General features: G+C 72.5%; 17 protein-coding genes and 1 pseudogene. 6 read left to right on the top strand and 12 right to left on the bottom strand.

Going from position 1 to position 18200, the window contains the following annotated elements; all coding sequences use genetic code 11:
* The 3 genes and pseudogenes from V7793_RS18435 to V7793_RS18425 all read right to left on the bottom strand — a co-directional run.
* Window positions 1–144: pseudogene (locus tag V7793_RS18435) on the bottom strand (cytidine deaminase); the annotation flags it as partial.
* 32 nt (window positions 145–176) lie between these two features.
* Window positions 177–968: a hypothetical protein gene (locus V7793_RS18430; RefSeq protein WP_336007854.1), complete on the bottom strand. Its 792-nt coding sequence runs from the start codon at window positions 966–968 to the stop codon at window positions 177–179.
* Between the two features lie 104 nt (window positions 969–1072).
* Window positions 1073–1936 carry a helix-turn-helix transcriptional regulator gene (locus V7793_RS18425; RefSeq protein WP_336007851.1) on the bottom strand — a complete coding sequence of 288 codons (864 nt, stop codon included), beginning with the start codon at window positions 1934–1936 and terminating at the stop codon, window positions 1073–1075.
* Between the two features lie 81 nt (window positions 1937–2017).
* Here V7793_RS18425 and V7793_RS18420 point away from each other — a divergent pair, with 81 nt between their 5' ends.
* A complete protein-coding gene (locus V7793_RS18420; protein WP_336007848.1) occupies window positions 2018–3472 on the top strand; it encodes an MFS transporter in 1455 nt (484 codons plus the stop codon).
* A gap of 76 nt (window positions 3473–3548) precedes the next feature.
* On the opposite strand, the gene V7793_RS18415 is transcribed toward V7793_RS18420, so the two are convergent.
* The 4 genes from V7793_RS18415 to V7793_RS18400 all read right to left on the bottom strand — a co-directional run bounded on the left by V7793_RS18415 (window position 3549) and on the right by V7793_RS18400 (window position 7681).
* Window positions 3549–4844, bottom strand: coding sequence for a hemolysin family protein (locus tag V7793_RS18415; RefSeq protein ID WP_336007846.1), 1296 nt, complete (start codon window positions 4842–4844; stop codon window positions 3549–3551).
* On the bottom strand, window positions 4841–5338 hold the full coding sequence (gene ybeY, locus V7793_RS18410; RefSeq protein WP_168095635.1) for an rRNA maturation RNase YbeY: 498 nt from the start codon (window positions 5336–5338) through the stop codon (window positions 4841–4843). The genes V7793_RS18415 and ybeY overlap by 4 nt, the downstream gene beginning before the upstream one ends.
* A gap of 7 nt (window positions 5339–5345) precedes the next feature.
* A complete protein-coding gene (locus V7793_RS18405; protein WP_336007843.1) occupies window positions 5346–6347 on the bottom strand; it encodes a PhoH family protein in 1002 nt (333 codons plus the stop codon).
* Between the two features lie 152 nt (window positions 6348–6499).
* Window positions 6500–7681, bottom strand: a complete 1182-nt coding sequence (locus tag V7793_RS18400) for a carbohydrate kinase family protein (protein WP_336007841.1) — start codon at window positions 7679–7681, stop codon at window positions 6500–6502.
* A 71-nt stretch (window positions 7682–7752) separates the two neighbouring features.
* Here V7793_RS18400 and V7793_RS18395 point away from each other — a divergent pair, with 71 nt between their 5' ends.
* Window positions 7753–9120 carry a 6-phospho-beta-glucosidase gene (locus tag V7793_RS18395; RefSeq protein WP_336007839.1) on the top strand — a complete coding sequence of 456 codons (1368 nt, stop codon included), beginning with the start codon at window positions 7753–7755 and terminating at the stop codon, window positions 9118–9120.
* Window positions 9121–9207: 87 nt separating this feature from the next.
* On the top strand, window positions 9208–10008 hold the full coding sequence (locus V7793_RS18390; RefSeq protein WP_336007836.1) for an HAD family acid phosphatase: 801 nt from the start codon (window positions 9208–9210) through the stop codon (window positions 10006–10008).
* A 9-nt stretch (window positions 10009–10017) separates the two neighbouring features.
* On the opposite strand, the gene V7793_RS18385 is transcribed toward V7793_RS18390, so the two are convergent.
* Genes V7793_RS18385 through V7793_RS18365 form a run of 5 tightly spaced genes read right to left on the bottom strand, consistent with a single transcriptional unit; the run spans window position 10018 to window position 14441 of the window.
* Window positions 10018–10926: a ribonuclease Z gene (locus tag V7793_RS18385; RefSeq protein ID WP_336007834.1), complete on the bottom strand. Its 909-nt coding sequence runs from the start codon at window positions 10924–10926 to the stop codon at window positions 10018–10020.
* Between the two features lie 11 nt (window positions 10927–10937).
* Window positions 10938–11294: a histidine triad nucleotide-binding protein gene (locus V7793_RS18380; RefSeq protein WP_336007832.1), complete on the bottom strand. Its 357-nt coding sequence runs from the start codon at window positions 11292–11294 to the stop codon at window positions 10938–10940.
* 42 nt (window positions 11295–11336) lie between these two features.
* The gene (locus tag V7793_RS18375) at window positions 11337–12491 is read right to left on the bottom strand and encodes a tetratricopeptide repeat protein (protein WP_336007829.1); all 1155 of its coding nucleotides are present in this window, start codon (window positions 12489–12491) and stop codon (window positions 11337–11339) included.
* 2 nt (window positions 12492–12493) lie between these two features.
* Window positions 12494–13843 carry an ATP-binding protein gene (locus V7793_RS18370; protein ID WP_336007827.1) on the bottom strand — a complete coding sequence of 450 codons (1350 nt, stop codon included), beginning with the start codon at window positions 13841–13843 and terminating at the stop codon, window positions 12494–12496.
* 55 nt (window positions 13844–13898) lie between these two features.
* A complete protein-coding gene (locus V7793_RS18365; RefSeq protein WP_336007825.1) occupies window positions 13899–14441 on the bottom strand; it encodes a hypothetical protein in 543 nt (180 codons plus the stop codon).
* Between the two features lie 377 nt (window positions 14442–14818).
* On the opposite strand from V7793_RS18365, the gene V7793_RS18360 reads away from it, so the two are divergent.
* From V7793_RS18360 to V7793_RS18350, 3 genes are all read left to right on the top strand, one after another.
* On the top strand, window positions 14819–16027 hold the full coding sequence (locus V7793_RS18360; protein WP_443057942.1) for a glycosyltransferase: 1209 nt from the start codon (window positions 14819–14821) through the stop codon (window positions 16025–16027).
* A complete protein-coding gene (locus tag V7793_RS18355) occupies window positions 16024–17751 on the top strand; it encodes an ArnT family glycosyltransferase (protein WP_443057941.1) in 1728 nt (575 codons plus the stop codon). The genes V7793_RS18360 and V7793_RS18355 overlap by 4 nt, the downstream gene beginning before the upstream one ends.
* Window positions 17752–17822: 71 nt before the next feature.
* Window positions 17823–18200 (top strand): glycosyltransferase (locus V7793_RS18350; RefSeq protein ID WP_336007857.1); only part of this gene is annotated, 378 nt, incomplete at its 3' end.

Here is an 18200-nt window from a genome sequence, read left to right as displayed (position 1 = left end):
CGTGCCGGCCACGTACGTGCGGCCGGTCTCGTCGCGCACGGCGGCGCCCTCGGGCACGCCGTTGCGGGCGCGCGCGGAACGGGCCAGCGTGATGATCTTGCGGTCTTCGGGGTCCAGCGTGGTCTCCGTCATACCGGGGAGCATAAGCAGCGCCGGTCCGCCGGACCGCCCCGGGATCAGCCCTTGCCGCCGGCCTTCTTCTGCGCCTGCTGCACCTTCTCGACGGCCTTGCGCAGGGCGGACTCGAAGGCGGCCGTGTCGGCGGTGGTGAAGCTGGCCTGGGAGACGGTCACGACGGTGCCGCCGACGCGGACGGCCGCGATGTCGTGCTGGATGCTCACGCCCTCCTCGGTCGCGGCGAAGACGACCCGCGCGCCGCGGGCCCCGTCACCGAGCGCGGGCACCTTCAGCTCGCTGCCGGCGGCCTCGTCCGTGGTGCCGTCGGCGCCCTTGGCCTTGAACGTCCCGCAGGCACCGAAGTCGATCTTCTGCTGCATGATCCTGACGGCCTCGGCCTCCTGGTAGGAGGTGACGCCCTGGGTCATCTGGATCCCGGTGTCGCCGGCCTGCTTGAGGTCGGTCATGGCGTGGGCCTGTGCCTTGGGGCCGTTGTCCGCGCCGACGAAGACGTCGAGCAGGGGCTGGCACGCGGCCTTGTCGGCCTTGCCGAACTGCATGCCGCTCGCGCCGACGTCGTAGGCCGGGATGTCCTTGTTCACCTCCCAGCCGGAGGGCAGGTCGCCGGGCGTGAGCAGGGCCGCCTCGGCCTGCCCGGCGGTGAGGGGGCGGGCCCCCTCGTCCTTGCCCGGGGCGCCCGGGGCGGGGGCGGCGCTGCCGGTGGCCGGGCCGCCGCTCGGCGCGGCGGACGGCTGCTTCCCGTCCTTGCCGCCGTCGCCGCAGGCGGAGAGGGCCAGGAGGGACGCGGCGGCGAACGCGGCGAGGGCGCCACGGCGCAGGGCAGCGGACACGAGGAATCCTTAGGTAAAGGGATGGTCTGCCCGAAGTATGCACAGGGCAAAGCCCCCGGGCTCCGGCGGCCCCTCCCCCGCCTCGGCGGCCCGCGCCGGCCCCGTCAGCCCGCGACCGAGTACATGCCGTCCCGCCGTCCCTCCGGCGAGACGAGCCGCTCCAGCTTCGCGGCCGTGCCCGTGCCCGCCACCGGGTTGTGCATGACGATCGTCAGGTCGGGCCGGGCCGGCACCCGCAGGTGCGTGCTCTCCAGGTACAGGTGCCCGGCCACCGGGTGGTCGAACTCCTTGACCAGTTGGCCGCCCGCCTGCACATCGCCCTGCGCCCACAGCTCCGCGAACTCCGGGCTCGCCGCGGCCACCTCCGCCACGATCTCCTGGAACCCCTCGTCGCCCGGGCGTTCCGAGCACGCGGCGCGGTACTGGGCGACGACCCGCCGGGCGTTCTGCTCCCAGTTCGCCGCGCGGGCGCGGTAGGCGGGGTCGGTGAAGAAGTCGACCAGGCAGTTGGGCCGCGGCTTCCGGCGGAAGCCGATGACCATACGGGCCGAGTCGTTGAAGGCGACCAGGTTCCAGTACGGGTCCATGATGTGCGCCGGGTACGGCATCCAGCCGTCGATCAGCCGCTGCAGGCCCTCGCACAGGTAGTCCGGGTCCGGGGACTGCGGCTGCGGCGGGTTCAGCCCGGCGAGCACGTAGAGGTGCCGGTGCTCGTCCCCGCTCAGCTTGAGCACGTTCGCCACGGAGTCCAGCACCTGCGGCGAGACGGTGATGTCCCGCCCCTGCTCCAGCCATTGGTACCAGGAGGCGCCCACGCCCGCGAGGACCGCGACCTCCTCGCGGCGCAGTCCGGGCGTGCGGCGGCGGCCCCCGCCGTCCGGCAGGCCCACGTCCGCAGGGGACACCCGGGCCCGACGGGTCATCAGGAAGTCACGCAGCTCTTGGCGACGACGCGCCTGTACGGTCATCTCTCCCCCTTGCCTGGTGGTGCGGCCACCACCATAAGCACGCTCTCCCCACGTTTCTTCCGCGCGCCGGAAGGTGGGCGCATGGCGATCGACTCCCCTCCCCGTACGACCCCTGCCGGCGCGGCCGCCGCGGCCGGCCCGGGCATGTCCGCCCGCGACAGGCTGGTCCTGCTCGTGCTGTGCGCCGCGCAGTTCATCGTGGCCCTCGACTTCTCCATCCTGAACGTGGCCCTGCCCGTCCTGGGCGACGACCTCGGCATGGGCCAGGCCGACCTGCAGTGGGCGGTCACCGCCTTCGCCCTCCCCTCCGGCGGCTTCCTGCTGCTCTCCGGCCGGATCGCCGATCTGTACGGGCGGCGCCGCGTCTTCCTGTGCGGGCTCGCGCTGTTCACCGCGGCCTCCGTGCTCGCCACGCTCGCCTGGGCCCCGGCCGTCTTCCTCGCCGGGCGCGCCCTGCAGGGGCTCGGCGCGGCCGTCATCGTGCCGACCGGCATGTCGCTGCTGACCACGACCTTCGCCGAGGGCCCGCAGCGCGAACGGGCCCTGGGCATCAGCGGCACCCTGCTCTCCCTCGGCTTCACCATCGGCATGGTGCTCGGCGGCGTCATGACCGACACGCTCGGCTGGCGCTCGACGATGGGCCTGCTGGCCGTGGCCGGCCTCGGCATCCTCGCGCTCGCACCGCGTCTGCTCACCGAGTCCCGGCACCCGCAGCGGCCCCGGGTCGACATACCGGGCGCGGTGACCGTCACCGGCGGTCTGCTGGCCCTCATCTACGGGCTGTCGACGGCGGCCCAGCGGGGCTTCGGGGGCGCGGACGTCCTCGTCTCGCTGGTGCTGGGCGCCGTCCTGCTCGTGGCCTTCGTCGTCGTCGAGTCCCGGGCCGCCGAGCCGCTGGTCTCCCTGCCGATGCTGCGGCGGCGGACGGTCGCCTGGGGGAACCTGGCCGGGCTGGTCACCTTCGCGATGATGAGCACCGTCGTCTTCCTGCTCACCCTCTACCTGCAGGAGGTGCTGGAGCTCTCGGCCTTCCGCACGGGTCTGGTCTTCGGCGTGCAGGGCGTCTTCGCCGTCGCCGCCGGCATGACCGCGCCGCGGGTCATCGCCCGTTTCGGCGCCCGCACCACGCTCCTCGCAGGCCTGGCCGTCCAGGCCGTCTTCTCGGCCGCGCTGCTCGCCCTGGGGCAGGACGCCTCGGGTGCGTGGCTGGCCCTGGTGGCGGCGAGCGTCGCCTGCATCGGGCACCTGTGGGCGATCGTCGCCTACGGGGTGACGGCGACGTCGGGCCTGCCGGACACCGAGCAGGGCCTGGCCACGGGGCTGGTGACCAGCTCGCAGCAGGTCGGGCTCACGATCGGGATCCCGCTGCTGAGCGCGGTCTCCGCCGCGCGGACGGCTTCGCTCCAGGACAGCGGTTCCGGCTTCGCTTCGGCGACGCTGGGCGGCATCCGCCTGGGCCTGGGCGTGGACGCCGCGGTCGTGGCGGCGGTGGCGGTCCTGGTGGCGGTGGGCCTGCGCACGCGGGGCAAGGTCTGACCTTCCCCGGATGCCGTTCGGGCCGGGTGGTTGCCGCGTCGCGGCGACCACCCGGCCCGTACGGCAGGGGGTGAAGTCAGCGAACCGGTTCCACCAGCACCGTCACGATGCGGTTCCGGCGGCCCGCCGCGGCCTCCGCGGTCAGGCGGAGGCCGGTGATGCCGCCGGGTTCCCCGAGCCCGTAGCCGGCGAGGTCGACCTCGGCCACCGCGCCCGCGATCGGCACCCGGCCCAGGGACTTGGCCAGCAGGCCGCCGACCGTCTCCACGTCCTCGTCGTCGAGCTCGTCGAAGCCGTAGAGCTCGCCGAGGTCGCCGAGGTCGAGGCGGGCGGTGACGCGGTAGCGGCCGTCGCCGAGCTCCTCGACGGGCGGCAGCTCGCGGTCGTACTCGTCGGTGATCTCGCCGACGATCTCCTCGAGGATGTCCTCGATGGTGACGATGCCGGCGGTGCCGCCGTACTCGTCGATGGCGACGGCGCAGTGGTTGCGCTGCTGCTGCATCTCCCGCAGCAGGTCCCCCGCGTTCTTCGTGTCGGGCACGAAGACGGCGGGCCGCATCGCGGTGGAGACCAGCTCGGACTCCGCGTCCCGGCTGATGTGCGTCTTGCGGACGAGGTCCTTGAGGTAGACGACGCCCACGATGTCGTCCTCGCTCTCGCCGGTGACCGGGATCCGGGAGAAGCCGGAGCGCAGGGCGAGGGTGAGGGCCTGGCGGATGGTCTTGCCGCGCTCGATGACGACGAGGTCCGTGCGCGGCACCATCACCTCGCGCACGAGAGTGTCGCCGAGCTCGAAGACGGAGTGCACCATGCGGCGCTCCTCGTCCTCGATCAGGGACTCCTTCTCCGCGAGGTCGACCATCGCCCGCAGCTCGGCCTCGGAGGCGAAGGGTCCCTTGCGGAAGCCCTTGCCGGGGGTGAGGGCGTTGCCGATGAGGATCAGCAGCTGCGGCACCGGGCCCATGACGCGGGCGAGTGGCAGCAGGACGTAGGCGGCCGCGGTGGCGGTGCCCAGCGGGTGCTGGCGCCCGATGGTGCGCGGGGAGACGCCGACGGCAACGTAGGAGACGAGGACCATGACGGCGATGGCGACGGTCAGCGCCTGCCAGGTCTTCTCGAACTCCTGCAGGCAGGCGTAGGTGACCAGCACGCCGGCCGCCATCTCGCAGGCGACGCGGACGAGCAGGGCCACGTTCAGGTAGCGGGTGGGGTCGGCGGCGACGGCCATCAGCCTGGCGCTGCCGCGCCGCCCGGAGCGGACGGCCTCCTCCGCGCGGAACCGGGTGGTCCGCGCGAGGCCGGCCTCGGCGCAGGCGGCGAGCCAGGCCACGACCAGGAGGAGGACCGCGACCGCGATCAGCTGGCCGGTCACGTGATCGTGGGTGCCGGGGACGGCCCCTCGATCCCGCGCTCGGCCCGCCAGCCGTCGACGATGGCGGCCTGGAGGCCGAACATCTCGGCCTTCTCGTCGGGCTCCTCGTGGTCGTAGCCGAGGAGGTGGAGGACGCCGTGGACGGTGAGGAGCTGGAGCTCCTCGTCCATGGAGTGCCGGGTCGGCGCGTCCAGGCCCTGCTTCTCGGCGACCTCCGGGCACAGCACGATGTCACCGAGGAGGCCCTGGGGGGGCTCGTCGTCGTCCTTGGCCGGGGGACGGAGCTCGTCCATCGGGAAGGACATCACATCGGTCGGGCCGGGCAGGTCCATCCACTGGATGTGGAGCTGCTCCATGGCTTCGGCGTCGACAACGATGACCGAGAGTTCGGAGAGCGGGTGGATGCGCATCCGGGCCAGGGCGTAGCGGGCGATGTCGAGGACCGCCTGCTCGTCGATGTCCGTGCCGGATTCGTTGTTGACGTCGATAGCCATCGTGTTTTTACCGGGGGGTGCTTTCGTTTCGGCTGTCGTACTGCTCGTACGCGTCGACAATACGGCCGACGAGCTTGTGCCGGACGACGTCGTTGCTGGTGAGCAGGGAGAAGTGGACGTCCTCCACCCCTTCGAGGATCTCCCGGACCTGGCGCAGTCCGCTCTTCGTACCGCCGGGGAGGTCGACCTGGGTGATGTCGCCCGTGATGACGATCTTGGAGTCGAAGCCGAGCCGGGTGAGGAACATCTTCATCTGCTCGGGGCTGGTGTTCTGGGCCTCGTCGAGGATGATGAAGGCGTCGTTGAGGGTGCGGCCGCGCATGTACGCCAGCGGCGCGACCTCGATCGTCCCGGCGGCCATCAGGCGCGGGATGGAGTCGGGGTCGAGCATGTCGTGCAGCGCGTCGTAGAGGGGGCGCAGGTAGGGGTCGATCTTCTCGTAGAGCGTGCCGGGCAGGAAGCCGAGCCGCTCGCCCGCCTCGACCGCCGGCCGGGTCAGGATGATCCGGTTGACCTGCTTGGACTGCAGGGCCTGGACCGCCTTGGCCATGGCCAGGTAGGTCTTGCCGGTGCCGGCGGGGCCGATGCCGAAGACGACCGTGTGCTTGTCGATCGCGTCGACGTAGCGCTTCTGGTTGAGCGTCTTGGGCCGGATGGTGCGACCGCGGCTGGAGAGGATGTTCTGGGTGAGGACCTCGGCGGGGGTCTCGGCCCCCTGCTCCTCGTCCCTGAGCATGGCGATCGAGCGTTCCACCGCGTCCTCCGTCATCGGCGCACCCGTGCGGAGCACCAGCATCATCTCGTCGAACAGGCGCTGTACGAGGGCGACTTCCCGCGGCTCCCCGGTGGCGCTTACCTCATTGCCCCGTACGTGGATGTCCGTCGCCGGGAACGCTTTCTCGATGACCCGCAGGAGGGAGTCCCCCGAGCCCAGGACCGTCACCATGGGGTGCTTGGCCGGGACCGTGAACCTCGCCGTCGCCTGCGGTCGTGTGGGTGTCTGCGTCATGGGCCGGCCCGATGGCCTGCTCATCGCCTCTTCTCTGCACTCCTGTGTCCGGACGGTGTCCGGAAATCCTTGGAATACCAGGGTACGACGGCAGGCGCACGGGCCCGAGGGCTTTTCCGGCTGCACGGGGCCCGCCCGCGCGGGCCCCGCGGCTACGGTCTGCGGAAACCGAGGGTGGGGACCGCCCGGCGCAGCGGCCAGGGCCGGGCGGCCGCGGGCAGCAGCCCGTCGAGGAAGGCGTAGCGGCGGCGGACGGCCGGGCTCTGGTCGTCGTAGGACCGCACGTGCTTCCACCAGGCGGCGATCTCGACCCACCCGGGGGCCGACAGCGACCCTCCGAATTCCTGTACGGAAAGGGCGGCCGTCAGCCCGGCGAAGGCGAGCCGGTCGGCGAGCGGCCAGCCGGCCAGGGTGCCCGTGACGAAGCCCGCGACGAAGACGTCGCCGGCGCCCGTGGGGTCGAGCGCCTCGACGGCGATCGCCGGGACCTCCGCGCTCTCCCCCGTGCGGCTGTCGACCGCGAAGGCGCCCTTCTCCCCCATCGTGACGACGGCGACCGGCACCTTCTCGGCGAGCGCGCGGGCGGCGGCCCGCGGGCAGTCGGTGCGGGTGTAGCGCATGGCCTCCTCCGCGTTGGGCAGGAAGGCCTCGCAGTGCTCCAGGCCCGCCAGGTCGGCCGGGTCCCAGCGGCCGGTCTCGTCCCAGCCGACGTCCGCGAAGACCCTGCTGCCGCGGGCCGCCGCCCGGGCGATCCACTCCTCCTCGCGGCCCGGCACCAGCAGGGCCACGCAGGCCCGCGAGGACGGCGGGCACTCGGGCGCGGGCACCCCTCCGGCACCGGGCGGCGGCGCCTCGTGCCCGTGCGAGATCATCGTCCGCTCGCCCTCGTAGGCCATCGAGACGGTCACCGGCGAGTGCCACCCGGCCACCGTGCGCGACAGGCCGAGATCGATCCCCTCCCCTTGCGCGAGCGCCTCCCAGCAGTACTCGCCGTACATGTCGTCCCCGAAGGCCGCGGCGAGGGAGGTGCGCAGGCCCAGCCGGGCCAGGGCGGTGGCCATGTTGGCGATGCCGCCCGGGCTCGACCCCATGCCCCGCGCCCAGGACTCCGTGCCGCGCACGGGGGCCGAGTCCAGGCCCGTGAAGATGATGTCGAGGAAGACCGTTCCGGTCAGGTACACGTCGGTGGGCGGGTCGTCCGCCGAGCGGACCTCCGCCAGCGGGTCGAGGACGGGAGCCGCCCCCTGGAACTCGAATCCCTCGGTGCGCTCGCCCGGGCAGTGCCCGTTCCGGATGTCCTGCCGGGGCGTCGAGTGGGGCGAAGAGGTCGTCATACGCGCTCGCTGCTCCTCTCACGGGGTGCGGATCCGGACAGTGTGCCCGATGCTGAGGTACCTTCCGGAATATGAGGCTGACGATTCTCGGCGGTGGCGGGTTCCGGGTGCCTCTGGTGCACCGGGCCCTCCTGGACGACGCGCGGCGCGACACCCCGGGCCGCTGTACGGAACTCGTGCTCTACGACACCGATTCCATGCGGATGAGAGTGATCGCTTCGGTGCTGGCGGCGCAGGCCGACGGGGTGCCCGGCGCCCCCTCCGTGCGCATCGCGCACGGCCTGGACGACGCGCTGCGCGGCACCGACTTCGTGTTCTCGGCCATCCGGGTGGGCGGCACGGCCGGCCGGGTGCTGGACGAGCGGATCCCCCTGAGCGAAGGGGTGTTGGGACAGGAGACCGTCGGCGCGGGCGGGGTCCTGTACGGGCTGCGCACGGTGCTGGTGGCCCTGGAGATCGCGGAACGGGTGGCGGCGGTCGCCCCCGACGCCTGGGTCATCAACTTCACCAACCCCGCGGGCATGGTGACGGAGGCGATGTCGGCCGTTCTGGGGCGGCGGGTCATCGGCATCTGCGATTCGCCCGTGGGGCTGGTGCGGCGGGCGTCGCGGGCCGCCGGAGCCGACCCGGATCGGGTGACCTTCGACTACGTGGGACTCAATCACCTGGGCTGGCTCAGATCGCTGTGCGCCGGCGGCGAGGACCTGCTGCCGCGCCTGCTCGCGGACGACGAGGCCCTGGCCTCCTTCGAGGAGGGCAAGCTCTTCGGCGCGGACTGGCTGCGCGCCCTGGGCGCGCTGCCGAACGAATACCTGCACTACTACTACTTCCGCCGCGAGACCCTGCGCTCGGTGCTGGAATCCCCCGAGACCCGGGGCCAGTTCCTCGACCAGCAGCAGAGCGGCTTCTTCACCGAGGCGGCGGCCGCGCCGGAGCGCTCGTACGAGCTGTGGGAGCGCACCCGGCTGCAGCGCGAGTCGACCTACATGGCCGAGAGCCGCGCGGCCAGCGGCGGCTGGCAGCGGGACTCCTGCGACCTGGACGGGGGCGGCTACGACAAGGTAGCGCTCGAACTGATGCGGGCCGTCGCCCGGGACGAGCCCGCGCGCCTGATCCTCAACGTCCCCAACGGCACGACCGTCCCCGGGCTGGCCCCCGAGGCCATCATCGAGACGGTCTGCGAGGTGGACGCCCGGGGCGCCCGCCCCCTGCCGTGCAAGCCGCTGCGCGAGGACCAGCTGGGGCTGATGCTGCAGCTCAAGGCGGTCGAGCGGGCCACGATCGCGGCCGCGGTGCACGAGGACCGCGGCGCGGCGCTGCGCGCCCTCGCCCTGCACCCGCTGGTCGACTCGCCGGCGGTCGCGGCCCGCATCCTGGAGCGGGCCGGGCGCGGGCCCGTCCGGCGCCCGGGAGGGGAGACGACGCCCCTACCCGCGTAGACAAGGCTTGACCTGCACTTGCTTGACCTGCACCCGGCAAGGCCCTAGCTTCGCGCTGCACCGCCCTTGCTACTCAGGAGTACACACGTGCAGCTCAGCCTTGCGTCCAAGCGCGCCCGCATCGCCGCGGCCGGCGCCGCACTCGCCGTCGGCGCCGGCCTCTACACGGCCGGCGCGGCCGGCGCGGAGCAGTCCGCACCGCGCACGGACAAGGAGATCCCGAACCTCACCAAGGTGACGGACAAGATCAAGGCCTACTACGGCGACACGGTCGACAAGAACGGCCAGCACCACGCGTCGCCCGACAGCAACTACGCCAAGCAGGTCGCCGACATCGAGAAGAAGGCGAAGGCGCAGCTGGAGAAGGTCGTCAAGAACCAGGCGGGCAAGGGCAAGAAGGGCGCCAGGCCCGCCATCGTCCTCGACCTCGACGACACGACCCTGCTCACCTACAACTACGAGCTCCAGGTCGGCTTCCACTTCACGCCCGAGTCCCAGGACGCGTACCTGAAGTCCACCGACATGGCCCCGGTCTTCGGCATGCCGCAGCTGGTCAACTGGGCGCAGTCCAAGGGCATCACGGTCTTCTACGTCACCGGCCGCGGCGAGCACCAGCGCGACTGGAGCGTGCGCAACCTCAAGAACGCCGGCTACAAGCCCGCCGCCGACCCCGCGCACTTCTACCTGAAGAACAAGCAGACGCCGCCGGCGTACCTGCCGTGCGGCGCCAAGTGCACCACCGTCGAGTACAAGGCGGGCACACGCAAGCACATCGAGTCCCAGGGCTACCGCATCGTCGCCAACTTCGGCGACCAGCACAGCGACCTGCAGGGCGGGTACGCGCAGCACACCTACAAGCTGCCGAACCCGATGTACTTCCTCCCGTAACCCCGCTCCCTAGCGCCTTTTCGGCACAGGGACGCGCATCAGGTCCCGGGCGACCGTGAGCTCGCCCTCGAAGCCCGCCGCCCGGGCCTGCTGTTCGAAGACCGCGGGGTCGTCGTACCGCTGCGAGAAGTGCGTCAGCACGAGATGGCGCACTCCCGCTTCCGCGGCGACCCGCCCGGCCTGACCGGCCGTCAGGTGGCCGTGGTCCGCGGCGAGGGCCGCGTCCTCGTCGGTGAACGTCGACTCGATGACGAGCATGTCGCAGCCCTCGGCGAGCTCGTACACGCCGTCGCACAGCCGGGTGTCCATCACGAACGCGAACCGCTGCCCGCGCCGGACCTCGCTCACCTCGTCCAGGGTGACCCCGCCGACCGCGCCCTCGCGCTGCAGCCGGCCGACGTCCGGGCCCGCGATGCCGTGCGCGGCGAGCCGCTCGGGCAGCATGCGCCGCCCGTCGGGCTCGACCAGGCGGTAGCCGTAGGACTCGACCGGGTGCGAGAGCTTGCGGGCCTCCAGGCGGTACGAGGGCTCCTCGGCCAGCACCCCGCCCGCGCCGGAGACGGGCTCCTCGGCCAGCTGCACCGTCTCGCGGTATGCGGTGGCGTACCGCAGGCGCTCGAAGAAGCGCTTGCCGCTGCGCGGGTAGTGCGCGGTGACGGGGTGCGGCACCTGGTCCAGGTTGATGCGCTGGATCACCCCGGCGAGGCCGAGGGAGTGGTCGCCGTGGAAGTGGGTGACGCACAGCCGGTTCAGGTCGTGCGCCGCCACCCCCGCGCGCAGCATCTGCCGCTGGGTGCCCTCGCCCGGGTCGAAGAGCAGGCCGGTGCCGTCCCAGCGCAGGACGTAGCCGTTGTGGTTGCGGTGCCGCGTGGGCACCTGGCTGGCGGTGCCCAGGATGACGAGTTCGCGTACGGACAAGGGGGTTCTTCCTACCCGGGGGGCCAGTTGAAGCCGCGGCCGCCGAGGACGTGGGCGTGCGCGTGGAAGACGGTCTGCCCGGCGCCGGCGCCGGTGTTGAAGACGATGCGGAAGCCCTTGTCCCCGTTCTCCTGGAGAGCCACCTCGCCCGCGGTCCTCAGCACGTCGGCGGTGATCGCCGGCTCGGCCGCGGCGAGGGAGGCCGCGTCCGGGTAGTGCACCTTGGGGATGACCAGGACGTGCACGGGCGCCTGGGGGTTGATGTCCCGGAAGGCGAGGGTGGTCTCCGTCTCCTTGACGACCGTCGCCGGCACCTCCCCCTTGACGATCTTGCAGAACAGGCAGTCGGCCTGCGGTTCTCCCGCCACCGGTGGGCTCCTCACGCGTCGTCGGCTCGTACCGTCCGGATGTTACCGGGCGGCCTGCGATTCCCTCTCGCGGGCGCTCTTCAGCCGCTTCTCCTTCGCCTTCTCGGCCTCCTCGCGCTCGTTGCGCCGCCGGGCGTTCCCCCACCACATGGCGAGCACCACGGGCACCCCGCCGATCCACGCGAGCGCCTGCTCGTAGCCGCGGTCCGTCCACGGCACGGTCACCAGCAGTACCGCGCAGAGCGTGCCCCACAGCGAGTGCGCCACGGCCAGCTTCGCGGCGAAGGCGCGCCGGACCACCGACAGCAGGGTGAGCTGGGCGCCCTTCGGCAGCTTGAAGTACGTGCGCCAGACGCACAGCCCCCAGCCCACGCACATCAGGAAGAAGAACCACATCCGCGGGCCGAGCGGGGCGGGCAGGGAGGTGGGGTCGTCGCCGGTCGGGAAGGCCCGGGAGACGACGGCCGCGTAGACGAGGCAGACCAGCGCGACCCAGCGGGTGCGCCGCACCAGGCGCAGGGCGACATCCTCCAGCTTGGCGGTGATGTACGCGCTCGTGGGGTCGGATCCCAGTGCGGCGGCGTACTCCTTGGCCAGCTCCGGCAGCCTGAGCTCGCGGGCCTCGTCCTTGAGTCCCGCAAGGATGGCGCGCGCGTCGGCGTCTTCGGGGGCGAAGCTCAGGACGTCGCGCATCACCTGCTGCGCACCGGCCTTGTCGCCCATGTCCATCAGGGCGGAGTACCGGGCGAAGTGCGAGTTCACGGACTCCGGGCTGACGCGCACGGACTCGTTCGCGGCCGCCAGCGCCCCGTCGAGGTCGCCCGCCGCCCGCAGGGCCGCCGACAGCGACTGGTAGGGCGTCTGGTGGTGCGGCGAGATCCGTATCGCCTCGCGGGCCGCGGTGACGGCCTCGTCCGCACGGCCGAGGCGCCACAGCGCCTCGCTGCGGTAGATGTGACCGTCGGTGTGGGACGGGCTGAGGCTGAGTGCGGACTCCGCCATGACCAGGGACGCGGGCCACTTCTGCATCCGGTAGAAGCAGCAGGCGAGCAGGGCGTAGACGTCGGCGTCCTTGTGGGAGACCTCCTTCGTGTGCGAAGTGAGGAGGTCACAGGCGTCCTGGGTCCGGCCGACGCTCAGCAGCGCCTCGGCGCGGGCCACGTTCGGGTGCCCGCCGCCGTAGGGGGTGTCACTCACGCTCAGAGCATCCTCTTCTTCTTGAGGTACGCGAGCAGCTCGTCGTACTGCCCGCCCTCGTTGGCGAACTGGGCGACGCTGCGCGCCGAGTCGAACCACGGGCCCGTCGAGGGCCGGAGCTGGGTGAGGGCCGCGAGCAGGTCGTCGGTCTCGATCATGCGGGCCTGGCCGGTGCGGACCGAGTCCATCAGGGCGCGCTCGGCCGCGCTCTCGCACAGGTGGCGCAGGTCCGCGCCGGAGAAGCCGTCCGTGCGCTTGACCAGCTTGCGCAGGTCGATGCGGGCCACCGGGCGGTCCTTGAGGTGGTGGCGCAGAATCGACTCGCGGGCGGACTCGTCGGGCGGCAGCACCAGCACCGTGCGGTCGAGGCGGCCGGGGCGGCGCAGGGCGGGGTCGACGTCCCAGGGGTGGTTGGTGGCGGCGAGCACGAACAGGCCCTCGTTGGCCCGGGCGTCCACGCCGTCCAGCTCGGTCAGCAGCTGGTTGACCGTGGTGCGCAGGCCGGAGTGGCGGACCTGGCTGCGCTTGGCGCCGAGGGCGTCCAGCTCGTCGAGGAAGACGACGCAAGGGGCGTTGCGGCGGGCCGTCTCGAAGAGTTCGCGCAGGTTGCGCTCGGAGTTGCCGATCCACATGTCGAGGACGTCGGTGATGCTGACCGTCATGAAGCGGGCGCCCAGCTCGCCGGCGACGGCGCGGGCGATGTACGTCTTGCCGCAGCCGGGCGGCCCGTACATCAGCAGTCCGCCGCGCAGGCTCTTGCCGTAGAGCTTGCGCAGTTCGGGGTTGCGCATGGGGGCGAGGAAGGCGGCCTGGAGGCGCTCCTTGACCTGGTCCATGCCGCCGACGTCGGCGAGGGAGAGGTCCGCGCTCTCGACGTCCCAGGCGCTCACCCCGGCCGGGTCGTCCTCGCCGTCGGCGGACAGCGGCTGCGGCTGCTGACCGGGCTCCGGCTCCGGTTCCGGCTCCGAGGACTCCACGAAGCGGGGCGGGATGACGTCGGACAGCTCGTCCTCGGCCTGCTTCCAGTCGTAGCGGGGCGGTTCGGCGGGCGCGCCGTCCGGGGCCTCGGCGGGGGCGGGTACGGGTGCGGGCGCGGGTGCGGCCTGCGCAGGTGCCGGGGCGGGGGCGGGGGCCGCGGCCGGCACCGGCGGGGCGACGGCGCGGGCGATCAGCGCCTGCGCCTCCGCGTTGCCCGGTTCCCGCTGCAGGGCCGCGGCGACCTGGGAGATCGCGTCCTGGACGTGCCCCGCGTCGAGGAGCAGCTGGGCGAGGTGCAGGCGCAGGGGCACGTCGTCGGGTGCGGCGTCGACGGCCGCACGCAGGCTCTTGAGGAGCGGGGACTCTTCGGACATGGACCAAGGGTAAGCGGGCGTCCGGGGCGGCCTTCCAGGCGGCTTGGCGATGTCCCTACTTGGACTGGTGATGTCCTTCCTGCCAGTTTTTGTCGTCCTTCTTCCCCTGTTTGCCGCCGTTGTTGCCGGTGCTCTTGTCACCGCCGCCCTTGCCGCCGCCGCTCCCGCCGCCGCAGTCGCCGCCGCCGTTCGTCACGCCGCTGCCCGAGCAGTCGCCGAGGACGCTCGCCGTGAAGACCGTCTTCCCGTCGACCTTCGCCGTCAGCTTCCCCTGCACGCACGAGTCGTCGTAGAGGCCCGTCACCCGCCCGTAGACGATGATCTTCTGCCCGCCGCTGGTACGGCCGTCGCAGTCGACGCCGACCGCGTTGACCGGGCGCGCCCCGCCCTTCTCCGTCACGCCGGGGTCCTCGGCCTTGCCCGTGCAGGTCAGCCACTGGACGGGATAGCCGTCGTGCTCCAGGCGGCCGGTGGCCCGCTTGTCGGCGGCCACGGCCACGATCACCGAGTCCAGCCCGCCCGGGCCCTCCTGACGGCAGCCGGTGAGCCCCGCCGCGGCCGCGGCCGTGAGCGCCAGCGCACCCGCTGCACACAGCACCGATCGTCCCCGTAGGCGCCTCAATGCCCGCATACGCGGCAGTTTCCCACTCTCCGGGGCCGGGCGGAAGGCCCGACCGGTCCGCCAATGCCCCAACTCCCCGGCATCGACCGTAAGTTCGGAAACACAGGATTTATCAATTACGCACCTGAGTTTCACCCGCCCCCCTTACTCTCTCCTGCGAAGGGGGACACACGCGCACTGGGGAGTCGCGTGAGGGGGCATTCAACGCTGCTGTGACGGCCGGGGGGTCTTGGCCGTCGCGCGGCTCGTGGCTGACTCAGCGCTGCCGGGCGCGCCCACGGCATTCATGTCTAGGGGGGACATCTTTGCTCACGTCCGTATTGGTCTGCGCCGTGTCACTGGCGCTGTTCTGGATGGCCGCCTTCACGCTGTGGTGGCAGATGCACGCCTGGCGCACGCCCGAGACGCTCGCCGCGACCCGGTTCGAGCCGGCCGGTGACACCGGCGCCCTGTCGTTCTCCCTGCTGGTGCCCGCCCGGCACGAGCAGGCCGTCCTCGAACACACCGTCAGGCGCCTGCTGGAGTCCACGCATGCGCGCTACGAGATCCTCGTCATCGTCGGGCACGACGACCCGGAGACCGCGGAGGTCGCCGAGCGGATGGCCGCCGCCGCGCCCAACCGCGTCCGGGTCATCACCGACACGCATGCCGTGAAGAACAAGCCCAAGGCGCTCAACACCGCGCTCCCCCACTGCCTGGGCGACGTGGTGGGCGTCTTCGACGCCGAGGACCAGGTGCATCCGGCGCTGCTCGCGCACGTCGACCACGCCTTCCGCAGCACCGGCGCCGACGTCGTGCAGGGCGGCGTCCAGCTCATCAACTTCCACTCCAGCTGGTACAGCCTGCGCAACTGCCTGGAGTACTTCTTCTGGTTCCGCAGCCGGCTGCACCTGCACGCGGAGAAGGGCTTCATCCCGCTCGGCGGCAACACCGTCTTCGTCCGCACCGAGGTGCTGCGCGAGGCGGACGGCTGGGACGCCGACTGCCTCGCCGAGGACTGCGACCTGGGCGTACGGCTGTCCAGCAAGGGCAAGCGCGTCGTCGTCGCCTACGACCCCGAGATGGTCACCCGCGAGGAGACGCCGGGCTCGCTGATGAGCCTGCTCAAGCAGCGCACCCGCTGGAACCAGGGCTTCCTGCAGGTCTACCGCAAGCGCGACTGGCACCGGCTGCCCGGCCTCGGGCAGCGGATGCTCGCCCGCTACACCCTGATGACACCGTTCCTGCAGGCCTTCACCGGCGTGGTCGTGCCGCTCAACATCGCCGTGACGCTCCTGCTCCACGTCCCCGTGTACGTCGCGGTGCTCACCTTCCTGCCGGCCGTCACCGCCTTCGTCACCTTCGTCTTCGAGATCGTCGGCCTGCACGACTTCGGAGTGCAGTACGGCCTGCGCGTGCGCTTCGTGCACTACCTCAAGCTCGTCCTCGGCGGGCCCTTCTACCAGCTGCTCCTTGCCGGAGCCGCGATCCGCGCGGTCTGGCGCGAGCAGCGGGGCCGCAACGAGTGGGAGCTCACCGCCCACGCCGGCGCGCACCTCACCCGAGAGGACGTCACGACGTGACCGCCACTTTCCCCGCCGCCCCGGCCCGCCCGGCGGCGGCCGCTCACCACGCCACGGCCCGGGTCGCCGCCCGCCCCGTGCTGCGCCTGCGCCGCTCCCGCCCCGACCTGCTGCTGTGCGGTCTGCTGCTGGTGGCCGTCCTGATCGTCCAGGGCTGGAACATCACCGGCTACCCGGGCCTGAGCGACGACGAGGGCACGTACCTGGCCCAGGCGTGGGCCGTCCAGCAGGGCGAGGGCCTCGCCCACTACACCTACTGGTACGACCACCCGCCGCTGGGCTGGATCCAGATAGCCGCGCTGACGTGGCTGCCCGCGCTCCTCTCACCCGAGTCGCTGACGGTCGCCACGATGCGCGGCGCGATGCTCGTGGTGACGGCGGCCGGCTGCGTCCTCCTCCACGTGCTCGCGCGCCGGCTCGGCCTGCAGCTGTGGGCCGCGGGCCTGGCCACGGCCCTGTTCGGGCTCTCCCCGCTCGCCGTCGTCCTGCAGCGGGAGATCTTCCTCGACAACCTCGCCGTGATGTGGATGCTGCTGGCCTTCTGCCTCGCGGCCTCCCCCAGACGGCACCTGTGGCACCACTTCGGCGCGGGCGTGACCGCCGCGGTCGCCGTGCTGTCGAAGGAGACCATGCTGGTCGTCCTGCCCGCGCTGCTGGTGACCATGTGGCGGCACAGCCACCGCGACACCCGCAAGTTCGCGCTCACGGGCGCGATCACCGTGTGCGCGCTGATCGGCCTGGCGTATCCGCTGTTCGCGCTGCTCAACCACGAGCTGTTCCCCGGCCCCGGACACGTCTCGCTCGTCGACGGCATCACGTACCAGATGAGCCGCGCCGGTTCGGGCTTCCTCCTCGACCCCTCGTCCGCCGCCCACGACGTGCTGGGCTCCTGGCTCTACTACGACCGGGTGCTGCCCGTGGGCGGCCTCGCCGCGGCCGTGGTGCTCCTGGCCTCCTTCCGCCGCTCCGTGACCGGCCGGGCGCTCGCCGGGCCCGCGCTGGCCGTGCTGATCCTGGCGGCCGTGGCCATGCGGCCCTCGGGCTACCTGCCGGCCATGTACGTCATCCAGGCCCTGCCGTTCCTGGCCCTGGCCCTCGCCGGAGCGTCCGCGTCCGTGGCCTGCGCGCTGCTGCGCACCCGGCCCGGCTTCCGCCGGCGCTGGTACGCGGCGCGCTGGACCGCGCTCGTCCTGCTCGCCGTGACGGCCGCCGCGTACGTGGTGCCCCGCTGGTACGACGGCGACCGCGCCGCCCTCACCACCGACGTCAACGGCCCCTACCGCGCCGCGAAGGCCTGGCTCGCGGACCGGGGCAACGTTCCCGACCCGGCCCGTACGCGCGTCCTCGTCGACGACGCCGTCTGGCTCGACCTCGTGCACGCCGGCTACGCGCCCGGCACGGGCGCCATCTGGTTCTACAAGGCCGACCTGGACCCGGCCGTGAACAGGACGCTGCCGCGGGGGTGGCGGGACCTGGACTACGTGGTCGCCTCGCCGACGGTGCGGCGCGACGCCTCCCATCTCCCGGTGGTCAAGGGGGCGTTGGAGCACTCGCAGGTGGTGGCGGCCTTCGGGCGCGGAGAGGACCGGATCGAGATCCGGCGGGTCGCGGCCGCGGCCGCCCGGGCCGGCACGTCGCAGGCCGGTCCGCAGCAAGCGGGTCCGTCACAGGCCGGGCCTCAGCAGGCCGGGCCGCGGGTCGCGCTGCTGGAGGCCGCCCCGTGACGCTCTTCGAGACCGGCGCACCCCGGGGGGCCGACGCCCGCGCCGAGGTTCCTGCCGAGGCTTCCTCCGAAGTGACCACAAGCGCCCCGCGCGCCGTCACCGAAGCGGTCACCGAAGCAGTCACCGTCCTGGTCCCCACCTTCAACGAGGCGGGGAACGTCGCGGAGTTGCTGCGCCGCCTCGGCGCGGCCCTGCCCGCCCGCCTGCCCTCCTGCGAGGTCGTCTTCGTCGACGACTCCACCGACGACACCGCCGAGGTGATCCGGGAGGCAGCCCGCACCTGCCCGTACCCCGTCACGGTCATCCGGCGCCGGGAGCCCGTGGGTGGGCTCGGCGGGGCCGTCGTCGAGGGCATACGGGCGGCGGGTACGCGCAAGCCCGGCTGGATCGTCGTCATGGACGCCGACCTGCAGCACCCGCCCGAGCTCGTGCCGGACCTGGTCGAGGCG

Source organism: Streptomyces sp. KLMMK, assembly GCF_036961605.1.
GTDB classification, from domain to species: Bacteria; Actinomycetota; Actinomycetes; order Streptomycetales; family Streptomycetaceae; genus Streptomyces; species Streptomyces telluris.
Note: the sequence above shows the minus strand (reverse complement) of the source record. Positions and strands in the feature narration are given on the sequence as shown.